The organism is Glutamicibacter sp. NPDC087583 (assembly GCF_044743685.1).
GTDB lineage: Bacteria > Actinomycetota > Actinomycetes > Actinomycetales > Micrococcaceae > Glutamicibacter.
The window spans coordinates 1-20,091 of record NZ_JBIUWY010000009.1; the positions used below are offsets into that span (position 1 = coordinate 1).

A 20,091-nucleotide genomic window follows, 5' to 3' on the forward strand; every position below is an offset into this window, starting at 1 on the left:
GTAGCGTCAGCATCAACTGCATCGGTAGCGTCAGCATCAACTGCATCGGTAGCGTCAGCATCAACTGCATCGGTAGCGTCAGCATCAACTGCATCGGTAGCGTCAGCATCAACTGCATCAGCATCGGTAGCGTCAGCATCAACCGCTGCGGCAACTACTTCGAAAGTGACTTCGTCCGTAGAATTCGCATCATCGTCGCCGTCAGTCGCTACTGCAGTCTTTTCACCGGGAGTCACGCCTTCAAACTCGACGGTCCAAGTCCCGTCTTCGCCAACGATGGCTTCCTCGGTCAAATCATCTAGCGTTACGGTGATGGTCTTGCCTGGTTGAGCAGAACCTTCAACGGTAACGACTTCGCCTTCCGGAATCTGTGCACCATTTTCCGGGGAAGTGATGATGACTGATGCTTCATCCGCAGCTCGTACTTCGGAACGTGCAAACGAGATCTTGTTTGCACTATCACCCATTGCAGGCAGCAGCGTCACCGAAAGCGCAGCAACGTAGTCGCCAGCCTCCGTAGAATCCTGCTCGCTATCCGGATCGTCGATTACAGTGGTTCCCTGCTCATTGACGGTGATCTCAACGATCTCGTTGAGAACCCCTTCAACTACTGGTTCCAGAGGATCCGTTACGCCATTGACGATTCCGGTGATGACGCCAGGCAGTCCGTCAATTACCGGATTGACCAAGGTACCCAAGGCACTGCCCACGACATCCACTACACCAGTGGCCAAAGGAGTAATAAGGGCTCCGAGGTCGAGTCCCGCCAGAGTCAGATCGACGTTCGTCGTCGGCTGGTCTTCAACTAATCCCAAGAAGCTAGCAACGCTTCCTTCTACGGTTGCGGTACCTGATGCCAGGGGAAGTAGCAAACGCGCTTCTAGGCCAAGATTTACCACGATGTCGATTTGGTCAAGCGCCGCAACCATACTGTCGCGAAGATCCGTTACTAAATTCGAAAGTGCAAGAGTGATCTCATCTGCAATTTCCTGAACTGCCGTGGTGCTTAGCACTTCATAATTTGCAGGCTTACCATTGAGTCCGCCAGTAGTGATCTTTGAAAGGTCAACGCTAATGTCGCCTGACCCGAGATCAATGGTTACCAGCCCAGTATCAGAAGTGACGACGCCAGTCAGTACGTCGTTCTTGACTTGCGACAAAGCCGCGTCAATACCATTAAGGGCAACCGTTGAATCTGTGACACCGATACGCGCGAGAGGGCGCAGATCGATATCAATTGCTTCAAGGCCAGAAGTAATGGTGCCCAGTACACCTTCAGTCGACAAACCAGTGTTGAGTGTCGTACCAAGATCATCGACAACGGCGCCTAGCGCGCTAGTCAAGCCCTCGACTGCAGGGCTGCTAACGGTGGCAGACGCGCCTGCGACTAGGTATTGCGTATCCAAGGTGCCGTCGGTCTTGTCAGCGGTTGAGCCCAACGCGCCGATCTCCAACGATGCTTCGTCGACAATCTGGTCGGTCAATCCGTCTACACCGAGTTGACCAAGCAATCGGGTCAAGTCGACGTTCGCAGTCATATCGCCCGAGTTAGTGCCGTCGAGACCGATGGTTCCATCAGCACTGACTGCGCCTGCTCCCGCCTTCGCGCTAGTCACACTCGGGGTTTCGGCGTACGAGCTAAGAACTCCAGCTTCACCCAAGGTCAGAAGTCCAGTGCCGTCACCGTTGATCAATGGCACGTTGCTGAGTCCTGTACCCAAGTTGAGGTTCAGAGCACCCAAAGCTTCAACGTTTAGTGGATTATGAACTGGGCCCGGCGCGCTTGGATTGCCAGCATAGGCAAAACCAGCGTCAGCAACAGGAATGTCCAGCAAGTTCAGATCCAGTACGCGACCCAGGGCTTCAGAGCCGTCAGCAGGTGCCGCGTATGCGGCAGTTACGGTAGGAGCCACGAATAGGCTGGCAACGACTGCCCCTGCAAGAACGCGGCGTGCGGCACGCGGTTTCTTGCCATTCTTAGGTGGCAAATTATTTGCTTGCACCACTATCCTCCAAAAGTTGGTTGTGATCTAGGGAACCCCAAAGAGCTCCTATTTGACCCTATGCTGGACGAACCCCGGCTCACAGGTTTCTTTCAGCCATTTCTTTGCATACTCAGGTCAAACTTCTTGGCCATACGGTCAGAATCGATGGCCAACAGGTAATACTGGGCAGTAATTTAACTTCTTGCCATTGGAGAAAATAATGCACTTACAACCACTGACCTGAAAATTTACCCAAACAGTGATGTAACAATATGACAACAACCTCGCAATGCTATCTGTCAAGCCAAGGGATTTGACTAGTTGGCCATAGACTGTGAATCACCTGCTAGCTTTCCCCACCGCAGAACGGGTTAGGAAGGATTGGCCAGGACAACACCAGTTCGTAGTGATGGAGGATTCTTGTATGTCGCACATCCGCATTCATCTGGCTGATAGTGACCATTTCTCACGGGCCGGGATTGCTGGAGTCTTAGCCGAGGCCAGCGACATGGTGATCGAGCATGTTTCGGATTGCATGTCCGAGGCCGTTCAAGCTGCAACCGAGTTGGAGCCGGACCTCGTCATCCTGGAATCGTCGCTGAATGGGACGGATCTGTATTGCTCGATTCGGGAAATCTCCGAGAGTGCACCGAATACCAAGATCGTGGTGTTGGCTGCCCGATACCAGCGGGACGACATCTCCAAGGCCTACGATGCTGGCAGCTCGGGACTGATCTCGAAAAGCTCCATCAGCTCGGAACTGCCCAGCGCATTGCGCATGCTCGCTGCAGGCTACCAACTTTTTGCCCAGCCGTCGGACGGTTGGGAATCGACCGCGAAAATCGTGCGCCGCTCAGACCAGCAATCCGTTGTACGCAAGCTCAGCGAACGTGATCGCAGCCTGGTGCGCCTCGTCGCGGCCGGGCTCACCAATTCTCAGATCGCCCGCATCGCGCACATCTCCGAGGGCTCGGTGAAGCTCCACTTGGCGCGCATCATGGAGGAACTGGGCGTCACCAATCGTGTGCAGCTGGCAGTAGTGGCTACAGAATCCGGATTGGTTTCGTCTGCGGATCTGCAGATCGCCTGAAGCAGAATCGAATCTGGTCAGTACACCGTGCGAAGCTGACTGGCAGGGATCCACATTTCTTCGCCGTCACGGTCAATCTGCCGCCACGCGCCCTGGCGCGCGACGATGACCACGGCCGTGTCTGCTGGGAGAATCCGCACTAGCGAGTAATGGTCGCCAGGACCGCGTCTCGCGTTCAGTCCGATGGTGGTCAGTGCCCGCTGGTTGGGGACGGCGATCAGCCCGCCCTTGGCTGGACGGGAGGGAATCTCCTGCAGGTACATGCTGGGAACCCAGCCCAGCAATTTGCCGCACTGCACCTGGGACCACAATCCCTGCTGGAGCATCGAGCGGACCTTGGACCCCTGGTCAATGACCTTGAGCACCGGATACCCCGTGCCGCTTCCCTTGCGCAGATTCAACGTTGCCGTCGTAGCATGGGTGGCTTCGATCAATGAATAGCGTGAAAGAACTGGCTCGGCCAGCTCGTCATCGTCTTCGGCGACTACCGGCTCGTCAAAGACCGCCGGGATCGCTTCAAGATAGATATTCGGCAGCCAACCGTAGATCTGGTGCACGAGAACATGCGCCCACGAGCCATTGACCTCAATCAGGACCAGCTCTGTGCCGTGCTCCAAGTGGCTCTGCACTACGTAGTGGCGGCCGGCGCCCTTGCGCAGCTTGAGCGAGGCAGTCGTCCGGTGGGTATTGGCAATGGACGACGTCCGAGCCGACTGATGTGGATAGCCCACCTGGTTCACAACCACCTCAAATGAAAAAACTTAGGGAAGCAACCACCGGTTGCTTCCCTAAGTTTATTCCATTTTTAGAAGATGCGTGCTTCGCCGCCTCTTAGGATGCGGAAGAACGCGAGCCGAGCTCTGCATCCAGTCGCAGCAGACCGCTTCCATCGTTGCCGATCATCCTGACTCGATCCAGGATTTCACCAACGGTGGCTTCCTCTTCAACCTGCTCATCGATGAACCAGTGCAGCAGCGGCAGGGAGTCGATGTCGCCCTCGGTCTGCGCCAAACGGTACAGCTCGCGAATCGCTCCGGAGACCTTCTGCTCGTGGGCCAAGGAAGCCGCGAAGGCATCTGCAACGCTGTTCACGTTCACAGTCGGGGCAGGCTGCTCGCCAATCTTCGGGTGGGCCGAGCGGTCGGTCATGTGGGTCATGAACTTTTCCGCGTGCACGATTTCCTCGCCGGCCTGGGCGCGGAACCAGCCAGCAATGCCGGGAAGGCTCAATACGTCCATTTCAACTGCCAGCTGACGGTAAACCGTTGCTGCGGTTAGTTCGAGAGTTACCTGGGTGCTGAAGGCTTCTGCCAGTTTTCCTGTAAGTTCCATGTCATCAGACTAAACCTGTTTTGCCACCTTGTCACCGAAGTTCGGACTCACTTAGTCAAACCTGAATTAGGGAATCATCCCAAGTTGGGATCGAGTTAATGTAGCCGATACTAACCTAACTTAGGCATGCCGATACGATGCTAACCTACTTGCCCAGTCCTGCTCTGCGCAGCGCCTCGGCCATCGCGGTGTTGCCCGGTGCAGCCGGTTTGCCCTGCGCGGGCTGGGCCTTGCGGTTCTGCCCAGTGCGGTTCTGGCCCGAGCGCGCCGAACGGCCAGCTCCCGGTCCCTTGCGTTCGCCTGGTCCGGAGTTCCTGGCCTCCGCGCCAGCAGCAGGCAGTTCGTCATCCAGTCGCAGAGTCAGCGAAATGCGCTTGCGCACGGTATCCACTTCCAGCACCTTGACCTTGACAATCTGGCCGGAACTGACCACTTCGCGAGGGTCCGAAATGAACTTGCTGCTCATGGCCGAGACGTGGATCAGGCCGTCCTGGTGGACGCCCAGGTCCACGAACGCACCGAAGGCGGCAACGTTGGAGACGGTGCCTTCCATGATCATCCCCGGCTTGACGTCCTTGATGGTCTCAACGCCTTCCTTGAGCGTGGCCGTCACGAATTCGCCACGGGGGTCGCGGGCAGGACGGCGCAACTCGGCAATCACGTCACGAATGGTTGGCTCGCCAAACTGGTCCGTGGCGAAGTCCTGCGGGTTCAGCTCTTCAAGCCGGCGGCCCTGCGCCTCCGCGCTGCTCTGCAGGGTCTTGGCCAGAACATAAGCTTCGGGGTGCACCGAGGAAGCATCGAGTTTCTCCTTGCCGCCGGTAATGCGCAAGAAGCCCGCGCACTGTTCAAAGGCCTTGGCTCCCAGACGCGGTACCTTCAGCAGATCCTTGCGGGTGGCGAAAGGGCCGTTGGCGTTACGGTGATCCACGATGTTGCGGCTCAACAGCGGTCCCACGCCGGCTACCCGGGCCAGCAAGGCAGGGGATGCGGTATTCACGTCGACGCCTACGGCATTCACGCAGTCCTCGACCACCGCATCCAGCGCGCGGTCCAGCTTCGAGGCAGTGACATCATGCTGGTATTGGCCCACGCCGATGGACTTCGGATCGATCTTCACCAGCTCGGCCAGCGGGTCCTGCAAGCGGCGGGCGATCGATACCGCGCCGCGCAGCGACACATCCATATCCGGCAGTTCCTGGCTGGCCAGTTCGGAGGCCGAGTAGACCGAAGCGCCGGCTTCCGAGACGATGACCTTGCTGACGCCCGCGCCGCCAAGCACCTTGATGACCTCGGCAGCCAGACGGTCTGTTTCGCGCCCCGCTGTGCCGTTGCCTACCGCAATCAGCGTGGTGCCGTGCTTCTGGGCTAGCTTGGCCAGTACCGCGATGGATTCATTCCATTTATTGGCTGGCGCATGGGGATAGATCGTTGCAGTTTCCACCGATTGGCCGGTCAGGTCCACCACTGCAACCTTCACACCGGTGCGCAGGCCCGGGTCCAAGCCCAGCACGGCCTTGTTGCCGGCCGGCGCCGCCAGCAGCACATCGCGCAGGTTCGCCGCGAAAATCTTCACCGATTCATCTTCAGCGGCTTCGAACAGGCGTGAGCGCAGGTCGGATTCAAAGCGGGTCAGCAGGCGGGCTTTCCACGCCAAACGCACGGTCTGCGCAATCCATTTGGCAGCAGGCGCACCGGTGGGAACGTTCAGTCCCAGGGAGGAGGCGATAGCGTTCTCGTAGGCGCTGCGCGCTTCGTCCAAGGCCTGTTCGTCGCGTGGATCAGCTTCAGCGAGCTGCAGATTCAGCACGCCTTCGCGTTCACCGCGCAACAGTGCCAGGACCCGGTGCGATGGCAAGCGATCAAGTGGTGCCACATAGTCCAGATAATCGGAGTACTTTCCCTGGCCCTCTGCGGTGGCGCCCGAGGCGACGCTGGCACCGATCTTGCCGGTGTTCCACAGGCGTTCGCGCAGTTCACCGGCGAGAACGACATCCTGGGATACGCGCTCGGTCACGATGGAACGCGCGCCGGAAAGCGCATCTGCGTCGGTGGCAAATCCTGCATCCGGGTTCAGGTAGTCGGCAGCCGCCTGCACCGGATCCGTCATTGGGTCCGCGAGCAGCAGATCGGCCAAGGCTTCCAGGCCAGCCTCGCGGGCAATCTGGGCCTTGGTGCGGCGCTTGGATTTGAATGGCAGGTACAGGTCTTCGAGTTCCGCCTTGGTGCTGGCGGCGCGAATCGCCTCGGCAAGCTGGTCGGTCAGCTTGCCGGCTTCGGCGATGGCTTCCAGTACAGCTGCGCGGCGGTCTTCCAATTCACGCAGGTAGCGCAACCGTTCTTCGAGCAGGCGCAGCTGGCTGTCGCTGAGCATGCCGGTAACCTCTTTGCGGTAACGGGCAATAAAGGGAACGGTGGATCCGGAGTCCAGGAGCTCGATCGCTGCCTTGACCTGCCAGGGGGCGACCGCGGATTCCTCGGAGAGTTCCCGGGCCAGTTGGGCAATGATTTGCTGCCCCGTTGCGCTGTCATTTGCGGTGTTCTTCTGCTCGCTAGTCACCGATCCATTGTGCATCATGCCATCCGATCTTCAGATGATCGACTCGGTTGGCATTCAGCAGAAACTCAATCTCCATGGCTATGATTTATTGTTATGGGGATTGAGAAAGTTCGAAAAGCAACAGCGCTCGTTGCGATTTCGTGTATGGCTCTATTGAGCACCGGATGCGCATTTGTTGAAGACACCGCGGCCGACGCGGCTAACCAGCTGACCGATGCAGCGTCCAAGGAAATCGTGCGCCAGGCCTGCGCACCGGTACAGGACGGCACCATTGACGCTAGCGAACTTCGTGTCCTCTCGTCCATTGTGAAGTCGGTCCAAGGCGGTGGCCTGCCGCAAGACTTGGTCGATGTGCTCCAGGAGCTCGCAAATTCAGGAGACCAAGCACCCGAAGCGCTGCAGCAGCGCCTGATCGGGATTTGCGACGAGGCTACGGTTTAGCAGCTTCAGCGGCGCTAGCCATCTGCTGATCTAGAATTTTCCCATGGTCGAAATTCCAAGAAGCGGCAAAGTACGTCTCGATGCGTGGCTGTGGTCAGTGCGCATCTACAAGACCCGTTCGTCCGCGACCACTGCTTGCCGTGCCGGACATGTTCGCTTGAACGGCGATCCGGTGAAGGCTTCGCAAACCGTTGTCTCCGGTGATCGCATCCGTGTGCGCAAAGACGGTTTCGACCGCGAGCTGGAAGTCAGCGGGCTGATCTCCAAGCGCGTCGGCGCGCCAGTTGCCGCAAAATGCTACATCGACCACACCCCGCCGCGCGAACGCCTGGTCATTCCCCAGGTACCGATCCGCGAACGCGGCGCCGGCCGGCCCACCAAGAAGGACCGCCGCGAAATGGATCGCTTGCGGGATTCCTGGCAGGCCCCGGACTCAGGTCCTGATCTGTCCTAGGACAGCACGATCGCCGGAACGTCCGACTGGAATTCGAAGATCTGCGCGTAGAAGGCCAATGAGCTTTCCAACGCCTTGATGATGTTCTCCGACTTCCTGAACCCGTGCTGTTCTCCTTCAAAGAGGATGTACGCATGGGCAATGCCGCGTTCGGCCAGCGCGTCCGCCACGATCTGGGACTGCGCCGGCGGCACCACCTTGTCTTCATCCCCCTGCAACAGCAATACGGGGCAGGAAATCTTCGCCACGTGATTGATTGGCGCGCGCTTCTCGTACAGATCAGCAGCTTCCGGGTACGGTCCGACCAACGTGAACATGTACTGCGATTCGAAGTCGTGGGTGTCCTGCACCAGGCCCACCAGATCCGAAACACCGTAGCGGCTGATGCCCGCGGTGAAGGCATTGGAGAAGGTCAGCGCGCACAGCACGGTCCACCCGCCGGCGCTGCCGCCTTCGATGCCGATGCGTGCGGGGTCGGCAATGCCCTGCGCTACCAGCGCGTTGACCACCGCGACGGTATCGGCAACATCGACTACGCCCCAGGCCCCGCGCAGGCGGTTGCGGTACTCGCGGCCATAGCCGGTGGAGCCGCCGTAGTTCACGTCGACTACCCCGATCCCGCGCGAGGTGTAATAGGCAACCGTGGCACTAAGCGTCGGGGAAGCCTGGCTGGTCGGGCCGCCGTGCACGAAGGTGACGAAGGGCGGCAGTTCGCCCTCCATTCCTGCGTAGCCTTCCTGGGAAGGCCGGTAGAGCAACGCATGGACGGACTGGCCGGCGAGGTTCTTGCACTCGAACTCTTCAACCTCCGGAAGCACCGCTGGATCCGGCAGCTGCGCAATCGCACGGGTCACCGGGTGGTGTTCCAAGGTGTCGAGGTTGATCAAGGTAATTTCTTCGCCCTGGGTCATCGAGGACGTGCCGGCGAGCAGCCACCCGTCACGCAGCGCGAACGGGCGGATGCCGGTGAATGGCAGCGCGAGGTCTTCCAATCCCCCGGTGTCCGCGTGCAAGCGTGCCAGCTTGGTGGTGCCGGTGCCGTAGGAGCACAGCAGGGTGCGGGCGCTTTCTGCCAGGTACCATCGCGTGCCCACCTGCCAGAGCGGGCCGGCGAATTCTGCGGCACGGTCAACCAGCCGGGTGGTGCGTGCCGAGCTGTCCTGGTAGAGGTAGGGGTTCCACCAGCCACTGGCATCGGAGATGAAAGCCAACTGGTCATCATCGAGCCATTCCGGCTGCATGACCGAGACTTCTGCTCCACCGGCAATGACGGTGTCCTCCAGTACGCCTTCTTCGGTGAAGTCAGCCAGGTGCAGCTCGGTGGAGTCCCACGGCATATTCGGATGTTCCCAGCTGATCCAAGACAGCCGGGTTCCCGCGGGGTTCAGCCGTGGCGCTGCAACGAATCGCGCCGGGGCGCTGAGGATGCGGATCTTGCCCGGGTCCTCGGCTGCGCTGCCGTCCAGGGGGATTTGCACGATGTGGCGTACCGGCTCTGCCCGCAGGTCCTCCATGATGGCCAGGATGCTGCCTTCTGGACCAGGGGTGAATTCGGCGAAGCGCAGCTGCGGGTCTGCGTCGGCTACGCTGGCGGGGGTCAGGGCCGCGGCATCGTGCTCCCCGACGGTTTGCCGGTAAACCCGCTGGTCAGCGAAGTTCGCAAAAACAATGGCCGGAGTGCCGCCCTCGATGAGCATCCAGCTGGAGCCACCGTATTCGTGGACCCGGGAGCGCACGTTGAATGGTGCCTGGATGAGCTCTGCACCGGCGGTGCCGTCGGTGCCGTATTCCATGAGCGTGACGCGCCCGCCTTCGGCAGGACGGCCTTCCTGGACAATGAGCTTGTCCGAGAAGAAGCAGGCTCCGCCCAGCGGCTTGGTTCCGGCAGCGACGTCATGCGCGGAAATCGATGATGGCCATGATCCAAAGGGTAAGTGCGTAGGCATATTCTTGATCCTAGCGATCTTTATGACTCATAACGACCCTCGACAAGCATCAATCCGATGCGCTTGGATTGATCCATGACTAGATACGCCGTATTCCTGCGCGGGGTGAATGTCGGTGGGGTCAAGGTCCTGATGAAGGACCTGGCCCAGCTGCTTCTCGCTGCTGGTTTCACCGACGTGAAAACCCTTTTGGCCAGCGGCAATGCGGTGCTCAGCGCATCCAGTTCTGATCCGTTGGAAGTCCAGGAGCACTGCAATGCGGTTCTGGCCGGGCACTACCAGCGGCCGATTCCCACGCTTGTCTGCACCGTCGCGGAAATCCAGCAGCTGTCCCAGCCCTTCCCGCTGCCCTTGCCTGATCCGGCCAGCGAACACCATGGCTACTTCACGCTCTGCGAATCGGCTGAGGATGCCCAAGCGGTGGGCGCCGCTATCCAGGGACTCGCTGGGCCAGGAGCCTATCTGGTCCAGGGCCGTGCCGTAGCGTGGATTGTCCCCAAGGGCGAAAGCACCGCGAATCCCATCGGGAAGCTCATGGCCGCACAGGCAAAGCAACGCATTGTGACGACCCGTAACCACAACACCTTGGTCAAGCTCGCCAAGATTCTTGGCTGAGATCGCCGGTGAGCAATAATTGAGCCTTGACCCACTGATTGACCTGCAAAAGGCCCGGAATGTACATCCTGATCGAGCTCATTGGCATTTTCTTCTTCGCCGTCGCGGGTTCATTGATGGCCGCGCGCCGTGGCTTCGATCTGCTCGGTTCGGCCTTCCTCGGCGGGGTCTGCGGACTGGGCGGCGGAGTGGTGCGGGATTTAATTCTCAATCAATCCCCGGCGACTTTCGCGCATCCGGTCTACTTTGTGCCTCCGGTGCTCGCCGCGCTGTGCGTCTACGCGTTTACCCCCGCGGTGCAGAAGCTGCACCGCCTGGTCCAGCTATTCGACGCGGCAGGCCTGGGCCTGTTCTGCGTCACCGGTACGCTCAAGGCCCTGGAACACGACTTCAATCCGGTCACCGCGGTCCTGCTTGGTGTCATCACCAGCGTAGGCGGCGGCTTGATGCGCGATGTCATTTCCAACGTCACCCCTGATTTGTTCAACCCGCGCGATATCTACGCGTTGGCCGCCATGGTGGGTGCCGCGCTCACCGCCGTGGCCTGGCATCTGGGGCTGATGAACGTTCCGGTGGGCGCCGGCATTGCCGCCTTGGCTTTTGCCATCCGCGTGGCTTCCATCCGCTTCGGCTGGTCGGTCCCGTTGGCCGCGGGCCATTGGCATCGCTCCCGCCCCACGCCACCGTCCAGCGAAGGTCCGCAGCGCCACTTCTAGTCGATGCGCTCGAGCTTGCCCAGGTCCTCGGTGCCTGGCGAATCATCTTCGATGGTGCGCGGCGGATTGATGATGATCGCGCCGACCAGCATCACGATGACGCAGCCGCCGAGCATCGAGAAGGCCGCGCCCCATGAATCGGTGGCTTTCTGCACCACGCCGAAGAGCATGGGAACCACCGCGGCACCGGCATAGCCAAGGCCCTGGGCGAAGCCCGAAAGCACGCCTGAACCGTAGGTTGTGCGCGAGCGCAGGTTCATCATCAGCAGCGCAATGGCGAAGGTGCCCTGCCCGAGGCCGGCCAGGCAGATCCACAACGCAGTGTTCTGCGTTGGCGACAGGTAGATGCCAAGGTGCCCGGCAATCCAGCACGAGGTGAAGACCAGGACTGCAATGATCGGGTGCTTCAGCCGAGGCACCCAGAGCGGAACCAGCAGGCTGACCGGCAGGCCGAGGATCGCGAAGAGCGCCAGCATGTTGCCTGCTGCCATTTCGTCGAGGCCGCGGTTCTGCAGGTAGGGCGGAAGCCAGGTGAAGTAGACGTAGGTCTGCGCCGAGTTGCCGGCCAGGAAAATTGCCAGGCCCCAAGCCACTTTGGACTTCCAGGGGTTGATCTTGGCGATAGGCTGCGGATGCCCGCTGGCGTGGACGGGATTATCCGGGCGTTGTGTCCCGCGGTCGGCAACCAGCTGCACCAGCCATGGCACCAGCACGATGCCCGACAGGGCGGCCCAGGAACCAATGGAGATCTTCCAGTCGCTGAGATTGGCCAGTGGAACAGAGAACTGGGGGGCCATCCAGGTGCCGATGGCCAGCATTGTGACATAGCCGCTGGTGACCATGCCGATACGGTCCGGGAAGTACTTCTTGACCAATGGCGGCAGCACCACATTGCCCATGCCGTAGCCGGCCAAGGTGATGATGGACAGGGCGAGGAAGGAGTAGACCTCGGGCATGAAGATCCGCGCTACCTGGCCGATGACGGCTAGGCCCAGCGAGATCATCAGGGTTTTTTCCAGACCGAAAGCCTTGATCAGCCGCGGAGTGAGCAGGCCGAAGACTGCGAAAGCAATGGGCGCGAGCATCGCCAGCAGGCCGGTGGTGAACTCGGTGAACGCGATATCCGCTTCAATGCGGGAGAGCAATGGGGATACTGACACCACCGCGGCGCGCAGGGACAGTGCCAGCAGCAGGATGCCAAGCAGCGCTCCAACTCGTCCTCTGATTGGAGAAGCAACGCTCTTGTTCTTCATTGATTTCTACCTGCTCGCTATTCGTTGAGGTTTCCCAACTTTTTTATTCTCGAGACCAACTCTAGTAAGCGATTGAGCTCGCCATCAAAATTGCGTGCGTACCAAGTCCCGGGCAGGGCCAGGTTCGCGTAGAGCCCCTCGCCGGCGAGCATCACCAGATGCGCGATGTCCTTGCTGCCGACTTCATCCAGAATGCACCGGTACCAGCGCTCATTGGTGCTCTCGATTTTTTCCGTCGCGGCTTTGACCCCGGCCTGGGCCAGGCGTTGCAGGGCCACCAGGTGCCGATCCAATTCGGTATCGACTTCCGCGCTGGTGCGCACGTAATAAACGGAAGCCCCTTCCGCTGCGGTGCGCATCCCCTCGACATCACGGGCAACGTGTTCCTCCGCGGCCTCGATGACCGCGTCCGCCAGCGCATCCTTGGAGGCGAAATGGTAGAGCAGCCCGCCCTTGGAGACCCCGGCGCGTGCGGCCGTGGCATCCAGCGTGGCTGCCCGCTCCCCCTCTTCGCACAAGAGCGCGATATAGGCGTCAAGCACTTTGCCGCGGGCAGCAGGTGGGCGAGCCATAGTTCTCCGTTCCAAGGTGTAGTTCGTGATCGATCTGACTTTACCAACAATTGTAACTATACCGTCTAGACGGTACAGTTAACAATTGCGGGCAAATCGCCGCGCATTCCACTACCTACCCAAGGGCGAACGTCATGACCTCGAATATCTCCGAACGCGTTACAGTGCTCAGCAAGCCGCGCCGTTGGGCGGCACTGGTGGTCCTGCTGTTCCCTGTACTGCTCATTTCCGTCGACAACACCGTGCTTTCCTTCGCGGTCCCGGCAATCACCGGAGCCCTGTCCCCCTCGGGGAACCAGCTGCTGTGGATTATCGACATCTACCCGCTGATCCTGGCCGGGCTGCTGGTCCCCATGGGATCACTGGGCGACCGCGTCGGCCGGCGCAAGCTGCTGCTGATCGGCGCGACCGGCTTCGCACTGGTTTCCGCCCTCGCCGCCTTCGCCACGGATGCCACCCAGCTGGTGGCAGCCCGTGCCCTGCTTGGCGTCTTCGGCGCAATGCTCATGCCGGCCACGTTGTCCTTGATCCGCAATATCTTCCCGGATGATACCGAACGCCGAACCGCCATTGCGGTGTGGGCGGCGGCCTTCTCCGGCGGCGCTGTGCTTGGCCCCATTGTCGGCGGCGTGCTGCTCGAGCACTTCTGGTGGGGCTCGGTCTTCCTGATGGCCGTGCCAATGCTCCTGCCCCTGCTGATCGGCGGCATGATCCTTGTTCCCGAATCCAAGGACCCGAACCCGGGCCGCGTGGATCCGCTCTCGATCCTGCTGGTGGTCTTCACCCTCTTGCCATTTGTCTACGCCATCAAGACTGCGGTAACTGCCCCGTGGTACTTCTCGGCCGCGGCCATCGTCCTGGCCATTATTTGCGGTGCAGCTTTCGTACGCCGGCAGCTCAAGGCCGAACAGCCGATGCTCGATGTCCGCTTGTTCAGCAACGCACTGTTCTCTGGCGCGTTGATGGTCAACCTGATTGGCATCTTCTCGCTGGTGGGCTTCATCTACTTCGTCTCCCAGCATCTGCAGCTCATTGCGGGATTCTCCCCGCTGGTGGCGGGACTGTGGATGACCCCGGGCCTGGTGCTGACCATGGGCTTCGGATTGCTCTCGGTGGCGCTCTCGCGCCGTTTCGGCACGCCGAACATCATGGCCATCGGCCTGATCCTCTCCGCGGTCGCCTACCTGCTGGTGATCTTGGCCGGGGAGGGATCCAATTCCTTCCTGCTCATGACCGCGTTTGCTGTCTTGGGTACGGGAATCGGCATGACCGAGACCTTGTCCAATGACATGGTGCTCTCCGCAGTACCCGCTTCCAAGGCCGGCGCGGCATCGGCGATCTCGGAAACCGCCTACGAAGTGGGCTCGGTACTGGGCATTGCAGTGCTCGGTACCATCCTGAATACGGTCTACACCTCGCGGTTGCTCGCGCCCGGCTCGCTGACCGATGCCCAGCTGCAAACTGCCGGCGAGACTTTGGGCGGAGCGCACCAGGTCGCCGCCGATTTGAGCGCCGCCGATGCGCAAGCTCTGCTGGGCTCCGCAGCCATGGCCTTCGACCACGGAGTCCTGCTGACATCCGGCATCGCCGCGGCGTTGTCCCTGATCGCTGCCGTGGTCGTATTCCGCGTCATCAAACCGGCATTTCGGTGAACTCGGCTCACCGCTTAACCAAATTTCTGATTAATTGGTTCAAAGTTATTCATTTGTCGTCACCAAACACGTAGGCTAGGCAATGTAGTTCCAAAGTAATTCGCGAAGTACCCGTTAGAAGTTTGTGAATGTCGTACCACCTCGGTTGACGCGAGCCCCCTTCTAGACGTGAAGTGAATGACTTGGCTGCTTCGCATTATCCGTTCTCCATCCTGGAATTCGGAGGATGCGCAGATTACAACCAAGCTCGCCAACTAAACCGGCGAGAAACGTCTGAAAGGACCAAATAAGAAAATGGCAACCGGAATCGTCAAGTGGTTCAACGCTGAAAAGGGCTTCGGCTTCATCGCTCCAGACAGCGGCGATCCAGACGTCTTTGCACACTTCTCTGCAATCCAGACCCAGGGTTTCCGCACCCTGGACGAGGGCCAGAAGGTGGAGTTCGAAGTTGTTGAGGGTCCAAAGGGTCTGCAGGCTGCAGACATTCGCGCTCTCTAAAGAAGGTCTTTGGCGCTAACGCCAGACTTAGCCAAGGAACGGCTATCCGCACTGCGGATAGCCGTTCCTTGCGTTTGAGGCCGAAATTACTGGAATACTTCCCGTACGCCACCGGTTGTACCCAGTGTGAAGCTATCTATTCTGGATCTTGCTCCGGTTGAACCCGGAACAACTATTTCCGACTCTTTCAAGTCCTCCGTCCGCTTGGCGCAAACTGCAGAACGCCATGGGTATGAACGCGTCTGGTACGCGGAACACCACAATATGCCCACCATTGCTTCCAGCGCGACCTCGTTGCTGATCAGCCACATAGCCCACCACACCGAGAAGATTCGCCTCGGCTCGGGCGGCATCATGCTTCCGAACCACTCCCCTCTGGTGATCGCCGAGCAGTTCGGCACGTTGGCCGAAATCTACGGCGACCGCATCGATTTGGGCTTGGGCCGTGCACCGGGTACCGACATGACCACCCTGCGTGCCTTGCGCCGCGACCCGTCGGCCGCCGATTCCTTCCCGCACGATGTGCTGGAGCTGCAGGCCTATCTCGCCGGCGAATCCAGGGTTCCTACCGTTCAGGCGACCCCGGGAGCAGGAACCAACGTTCCGCTGTACATCCTGGGCTCATCGCTCTTCGGTGCCAAGCTCGCCGCCCAGCTGGGACTGCCGTATTCCTTCGCCTCGCATTTCGCACCGGCTGCGCTGCATGAAGCGATCCGCATCTACCGCGAGGAGTTCACCCCCTCAGAGCAACTGGCTGAACCGTATGTCATTGCCGGCGTAGGCGTGCTGGCTGCGGAAACGGCTGAACGAGCGCATGAACTGCTGGACGTTGCCAAGCGCCATCGCGTGGCAAGCTTCATCGGCCGTTCCGCGAAGAAGGAATTCACCGAAGCGGAGATCGATATGCTCATGGATACTCCGCAGGCGCAGCAGATCCTGGACATGATGCGCTACACCGCGGTGGGCACCGGAGAACAGGTTGCCGAATACCTGCGCCACTTCGCTTCGGCAGCTCAGGCAGATGAACTGATCACCATCCATTACCCCACCGAGGAGCACGCTCGACTCGAATCGGTGATGATTACCGCCGAGGCCTGCCAGCTGGCTAGCGCCCGGTAATTCTGATCCAGCGCTTGGCTGCCATCAGCAGCAGCGCAACCAGAGCGAGGGTCAAGGAGAATTCCACGCCAATATAGGCGTAATGCCATAGCGATCCGCCATCGGAGACTCCTGCAAGCACCGCATCGGTACGCGCAGAGAGGCCCGGGCGGATCGCTGCGGTTTTAATCAGCAGCAATAGGCCGACCAGCCCTACGCCCCAGCCCCAGGCCTTGCCGGCAGCGCGCTTGGCCGACCCGGCCACCAGGGCAATGAAGAAGATGATCTCGACCATGTTCATGGCGAAGAAGACGCGGCGTCCAATGCCCAGTCCCAAGGGAATGGTGATTCCGGGTGCGGTGAATTTCAGTGGTGCCTCGATGAATGAAATGCCGATGATCAGGCCGAGCCACAGTGCAGGAATGTAGATGCGTGCAGCCACGGCCCACTGTGCGCCGCGGCTAGCAGGCGCTGGAAGGGGACTAGTCATGCCTCCACAGTACGCCCGGTTCTAGCGTACTTTGCGCAGTCCTGCCAGTGCCCAGACGGCTAGCACTGCCGCCACCACGGCGCAGCCGATGGAGAAGACCAGGATGCTCTGCTGCTGCCCGAAGACCCCGACGGCCCAGCCCAGCGCGATGACTGGAACAGCACTGCCCAGGTAGGTCACCAGGTATATGGTGGACACGGTTTGGGCGTGCTGCTTGTCGTTGACCGCGTCCACCGCTTGAGCGAAAGCAGTGCGGAAGGCCATGCCCTGGCCCAGGCCCACGAATACCAATGCCGCGATGGCCCATGGCAGCTGGCGATGCTCGGCAGCCACGGCCAGCACTACGGTGGAGGCCGCCATCAATCCCAGACCGATAGGCAGCAAGGCCTTGCCGCCGCGCACGACCAGCTGCGACAGGGCGGATATGCCCAAGGGCAGGCCGGCAATCAGGCCAATGACCAGCACCGAATCCAGGCCAAAGGCTTGGGCGAAGTAGCCAGGTGCCAAGGACAGCACGAAGCCGAAGATGGCGAAGCTCAAGAAGCCAACGAGTGCAGCGAGCCAGAACGGTGCCCGGGCCGAGCTGGGGACGCCCAAGCGGCGTGGGGCCAGGGCCTTGCTTCGCTGTCCGCGCTCAACCAGCGCAATGGCCGGACGGGCCTGCAGGGTGCTCAATGGGACCAGGACCAGCAGCAGCAAGAACGCCTGCACCATGAACACGGTAGTGCGCCCGCCAGGCAGATGAGCCAGCAGCCCGCCCAAGACCGGTCCGAAGGCGACACCGCCCGATGAGGCCAAGAGGGTGAAGCGCGAAGCCCACTCAGGCCGCGCAGGAAGAAGTTCACGCAGGGCCGCGGCGCTAGCACCGGTAGCCAGCGCGACACCGGCGCCCTGCAAACCACGGCCAAGGCACAGTTCCAGCAGGTTGCCGGCCGATCCGAAGACCAGGGTTCCAGCGAAGGAAACAACGACCGCGATCACCAGCGCCGCACGGCGTCCGATATGATCCGACCAATGCCCCACGGTGGATAGGAAGAGCATCAGCGAACAGACGTAGCTGGCAAAGGCCACGGTGGTTCCCATGGCGCCAAGGTGCAATTCGGATTGGAGTGCCGGATACAGCGGGGTGGCCAGGTTGGCTCCGACCAGCAGCAGGAAGCTGACGGACACGGTGATCACCAGTCGAGCGGTCAGCCCGGGGTTCCAGGAGAGTACGCGATGGTTCATTGGCTGCATGCGCAGCTCGCTGATAACCGACAAATTCACTCCCGGGATCAAAGTAGTCCAGACCAGCTGGGCACGAAGAATGCCCAGAAAGAGTTTTTACCGGTGGGGCCACTCGCTGCCCCACCGGTTAGTTGAGCGTTCTGCTTGCGTTTGTCTACTACAACAGAGCGTTCACTCACTAATATCCGCCTGCTGAAAGCAACGAGAGAGATTTCTTGCTAGCATTTGAGCAGATTGTTCAAAATTTTGTCCCCGCAGATAACCCGGAGTGAGCATATAGTGCGATTAGACGATGTAGACCTGAAAGTGCTGCTCGCACTGATCAAGGATCCCCGCATCCAAATCTCTGAACTCGCAGATGAGGTCGGTGTTGCGCGCAACACAGCGCAGTCGCGATTGCGCCGTTTGCAGCGCGCCGAAATCCTCCGCGACGGCGGCCGCGACATCGATCTGAGCAAGCTCGGCTACGACGTCCTGGCCTTCGTGACGTTGGAAGTGAACCACCGCGATCTGGATACCGTGGTCACCGCGCTGCGCCAGATCCCCAGCGTGCTGGAAATCCACGAGACCTCCGGACGTGGAGATCTCTGGGTGCGGCTCATCGCCACCGACACCCACCAGCTGCAATCAGCACTGCGCCAGATCCTGCGCGTCAAGGGCGTCACCCGTTCGGAAACAACCTTCGCGCTCCATACGCACCTGGCCTACCGTGCCGCTCCCCTGCTGGAGCACTATGCCGAACATGACCACTGAGAAGTCATTCACTGTCAGCTGCAGAAAACAAGTCTTTCGTTTCCCGAAGCAGCGTCCTACGCTGGTGATACGAGAAGTCACGAGGTAAATCCCCGGCTTCCGGCGGATCCCTCGTATTCGACGAAGGAGTACGCAATGACGAAGGATTTCGACACCACAGAATTTGCGCCGGAGTTCGGCAACGACATCTACGAACCGGATGACGGACGCGATTCCCAAGCTTATGAGGGCTCAAGCGACATGCCGGAAACCATGCGCAACCTCGACCCGCTGGCACAGCGCAATTACCTCTACGACGATGACCTGGAAACCGAAGACCAGCTCGACAACGAATTCGCCGCAGACGATGACGACGACGAGGAAAGCACAGAGCTTGTTGACCTTGAGGACGAACTCTAGGCCGTGGGCTAAGCAAATCTTTGGCTAAAGGCCATAGACTTTAGAAGTGATTAATCCAGTTCATCTGCGCACATTGCTCGAAGTGGTGGCGCATCGTTCCTTTGCCACGGCCGCAACCCGCTTGGGCTACACGGCCAGCGCTGTCTCCCAGCAGATGACAGCGTTGGAGCGAAGCACCGGTACCACGCTGTTCCTGCGCGGCGCACGCTCCATCACCCCGACGCCAGGTGCCCTGCGCATGGTGCGCCATGCCAAACGGGTGCTCACCGACCTCGACGCCCTCATGGCAGACGTCGCCACCATCTCCACCGAAGCTACCGACCTTGAGGAAATCAAGCTTGGCATCTTCCCCTCGCTGGCGACCTACGCGCTGCCGCAAATCCTCAAGGCACCGGATTGGTCCTCCTTGGGCATCAACCTGCGCCTGTGGATCGGCGAACCCCAGCAAACTGTCGCAGGCCTTGGCACCGGCGGCGACCTCGACCTCGCACTGATCTTCCAGGTGGGACCCGGCGGACTGTCGTGGCCAGCGTCCCTGGAGCGCACTTGGTTGGGCGATGACCAGTTCCGGGTAGTGATCCCGGCGTCCTGGCCCATCGCTGAAGACGCCCAGCTGACCGTGGACCAGTTGGCCGAATGGCCATGGATCTTCCACCACCCGGGCACCTCGGATGCCACCTTGATTTCGCGCTTGTTCTCGTCCTACAACATCCACCCGCAGGTGGCTGCCTACTGCGATGACTTCAATGCCTCGCTGAGCCTGGTTTCCTCGGGACTGGGCGCCGCCCTGGTTCCCGATCTGGCCATGGCCAACGCTCCGGAAGGCATCCGCATAGTGGATGCCCCCGAGATTCGCCTGGCCCGCTCCATCTTCGCGTTGAAACCGGAGAATTCCAAGAAGCCGAAGGCCGCGCTGGTATTGGACCGGCTCGCCCAGGTACTCTCCCGCTGATTCGTTGCGCCGCGGCGCCACTGGTGCCTGCGTCTGTCCCAAGAAAGAGGAATGTCCC

20 protein-coding genes are annotated in these 20,091 nt (G+C 60.4%); 11 read left to right on the top strand and 9 right to left on the bottom strand.

Going from position 1 to position 20,091, the window contains the following annotated elements:
* The coding region (locus tag ACIOU9_RS16585; RefSeq protein WP_402697613.1) for a choice-of-anchor G family protein at nt 1-2,003 on the bottom strand (2,003 nt) is incomplete at its 3' end.
* A 406-nt stretch (nt 2,004-2,409) separates the two neighbouring features.
* On the opposite strand from ACIOU9_RS16585, the gene ACIOU9_RS16590 reads away from it, so the two are divergent.
* Nucleotides 2,410-3,075 carry a LuxR C-terminal-related transcriptional regulator gene (locus ACIOU9_RS16590; protein WP_402697614.1) on the top strand — a complete coding sequence of 222 codons (666 nt, stop codon included), beginning with the start codon at nt 2,410-2,412 and terminating at the stop codon, nt 3,073-3,075.
* A 17-nt stretch (nt 3,076-3,092) separates the two neighbouring features.
* Here the strand turns inward: ACIOU9_RS16590 and ACIOU9_RS16595 are convergent, their stop codons facing one another.
* From ACIOU9_RS16595 to ACIOU9_RS16605, 3 genes are all read right to left on the bottom strand, one after another.
* Complete coding sequence (locus ACIOU9_RS16595) at nt 3,093-3,806, bottom strand: SH3 domain-containing protein (RefSeq protein ID WP_133834867.1); 714 nt, start codon at nt 3,804-3,806, stop codon at nt 3,093-3,095.
* Between the two features lie 100 nt (nt 3,807-3,906).
* Entirely contained in the window at nt 3,907-4,407 is a 501-nt protein-coding gene (locus tag ACIOU9_RS16600; RefSeq protein ID WP_133834868.1) for a ferritin, read from the bottom strand.
* A 145-nt stretch (nt 4,408-4,552) separates the two neighbouring features.
* A complete protein-coding gene (locus ACIOU9_RS16605) occupies nt 4,553-6,982 on the bottom strand; it encodes a Tex family protein (protein WP_402697656.1) in 2,430 nt (809 codons plus the stop codon).
* Nucleotides 6,983-7,111: 129 nt separating this feature from the next.
* On the opposite strand from ACIOU9_RS16605, the gene ACIOU9_RS16610 reads away from it, so the two are divergent.
* Together ACIOU9_RS16610 and ACIOU9_RS16615 are read left to right on the top strand one after the other, a co-directional pair.
* Nucleotides 7,112-7,408 carry a hypothetical protein gene (locus tag ACIOU9_RS16610; protein ID WP_286172318.1) on the top strand — a complete coding sequence of 99 codons (297 nt, stop codon included), beginning with the start codon at nt 7,112-7,114 and terminating at the stop codon, nt 7,406-7,408.
* 43 nt (nt 7,409-7,451) lie between these two features.
* Nucleotides 7,452-7,862, top strand: coding sequence for an RNA-binding S4 domain-containing protein (locus ACIOU9_RS16615; protein WP_402697617.1), 411 nt, complete (start codon nt 7,452-7,454; stop codon nt 7,860-7,862).
* Here the strand turns inward: ACIOU9_RS16615 and ACIOU9_RS16620 are convergent.
* Nucleotides 7,859-9,808 (bottom strand): prolyl oligopeptidase family serine peptidase, encoded by a 1,950-nt coding sequence (locus ACIOU9_RS16620; protein ID WP_402697619.1) that lies wholly within the window; start codon nt 9,806-9,808, stop codon nt 7,859-7,861. The genes ACIOU9_RS16615 and ACIOU9_RS16620 overlap by 4 nt on opposite strands.
* 75 nt (nt 9,809-9,883) lie before the next feature.
* On the opposite strand from ACIOU9_RS16620, the gene ACIOU9_RS16625 reads away from it, so the two are divergent.
* The gene (locus ACIOU9_RS16625) at nt 9,884-10,423 is read left to right on the top strand and encodes a DUF1697 domain-containing protein (RefSeq protein ID WP_402697621.1); all 540 of its coding nucleotides are present in this window, start codon (nt 9,884-9,886) and stop codon (nt 10,421-10,423) included.
* 59 nt (nt 10,424-10,482) lie between these two features.
* A complete protein-coding gene (locus tag ACIOU9_RS16630) occupies nt 10,483-11,139 on the top strand; it encodes a trimeric intracellular cation channel family protein (RefSeq protein WP_105658855.1) in 657 nt (218 codons plus the stop codon).
* Here ACIOU9_RS16630 and ACIOU9_RS16635 read toward each other — a convergent pair.
* Both ACIOU9_RS16635 and ACIOU9_RS16640 read right to left on the bottom strand, forming a co-directional pair.
* A complete protein-coding gene (locus ACIOU9_RS16635; RefSeq protein WP_332594915.1) occupies nt 11,136-12,392 on the bottom strand; it encodes an MFS transporter in 1,257 nt (418 codons plus the stop codon). The two genes, ACIOU9_RS16630 and ACIOU9_RS16635, sit on opposite strands and share 4 nt — an antisense overlap.
* Nucleotides 12,393-12,409: 17 nt before the next feature.
* Nucleotides 12,410-12,964, bottom strand: coding sequence for a TetR/AcrR family transcriptional regulator (locus ACIOU9_RS16640; protein ID WP_402697623.1), 555 nt, complete (start codon nt 12,962-12,964; stop codon nt 12,410-12,412).
* 134 nt (nt 12,965-13,098) lie between these two features.
* On the opposite strand from ACIOU9_RS16640, the gene ACIOU9_RS16645 reads away from it, so the two are divergent.
* The 3 genes from ACIOU9_RS16645 to ACIOU9_RS16655 all read left to right on the top strand — a co-directional run bounded on the left by ACIOU9_RS16645 (nt 13,099) and on the right by ACIOU9_RS16655 (nt 16,233).
* Nucleotides 13,099-14,616, top strand: a complete 1,518-nt coding sequence (locus tag ACIOU9_RS16645) for an MFS transporter (protein WP_402697624.1) — start codon at nt 13,099-13,101, stop codon at nt 14,614-14,616.
* 294 nt (nt 14,617-14,910) lie between these two features.
* Nucleotides 14,911-15,114 carry a cold-shock protein gene (locus ACIOU9_RS16650; RefSeq protein ID WP_013349999.1) on the top strand — a complete coding sequence of 68 codons (204 nt, stop codon included), beginning with the start codon at nt 14,911-14,913 and terminating at the stop codon, nt 15,112-15,114.
* 126 nt (nt 15,115-15,240) lie between these two features.
* Nucleotides 15,241-16,233 (top strand): LLM class flavin-dependent oxidoreductase, encoded by a 993-nt coding sequence (locus ACIOU9_RS16655; RefSeq protein ID WP_105658859.1) that lies wholly within the window; start codon nt 15,241-15,243, stop codon nt 16,231-16,233.
* On the opposite strand, the gene ACIOU9_RS16660 is transcribed toward ACIOU9_RS16655, so the two are convergent.
* Both ACIOU9_RS16660 and ACIOU9_RS16665 read right to left on the bottom strand, forming a co-directional pair.
* Entirely contained in the window at nt 16,220-16,702 is a 483-nt protein-coding gene (locus ACIOU9_RS16660) for a hypothetical protein (protein WP_332487982.1), read from the bottom strand. The genes ACIOU9_RS16655 and ACIOU9_RS16660 overlap by 14 nt on opposite strands.
* Before the next feature lie 21 nt (nt 16,703-16,723).
* Complete coding sequence (locus ACIOU9_RS16665; protein ID WP_402697626.1) at nt 16,724-17,968, bottom strand: MFS transporter; 1,245 nt, start codon at nt 17,966-17,968, stop codon at nt 16,724-16,726.
* A gap of 237 nt (nt 17,969-18,205) precedes the next feature.
* Here ACIOU9_RS16665 and ACIOU9_RS16670 point away from each other — a divergent pair, with 237 nt between their 5' ends.
* The 3 genes from ACIOU9_RS16670 (at nt 18,206) to ACIOU9_RS16680 (ending at nt 20,033) form a co-directional block, all read left to right on the top strand.
* Nucleotides 18,206-18,682, top strand: a complete 477-nt coding sequence (locus ACIOU9_RS16670; protein ID WP_133834920.1) for an Lrp/AsnC family transcriptional regulator — start codon at nt 18,206-18,208, stop codon at nt 18,680-18,682.
* 135 nt (nt 18,683-18,817) lie between these two features.
* Complete coding sequence (locus ACIOU9_RS16675; RefSeq protein WP_105658861.1) at nt 18,818-19,081, top strand: hypothetical protein; 264 nt, start codon at nt 18,818-18,820, stop codon at nt 19,079-19,081.
* A gap of 46 nt (nt 19,082-19,127) precedes the next feature.
* Nucleotides 19,128-20,033 (top strand): LysR family transcriptional regulator, encoded by a 906-nt coding sequence (locus ACIOU9_RS16680; RefSeq protein WP_105658862.1) that lies wholly within the window; start codon nt 19,128-19,130, stop codon nt 20,031-20,033.
* Nucleotides 20,034-20,091: the final 58 nt, after the last annotated feature.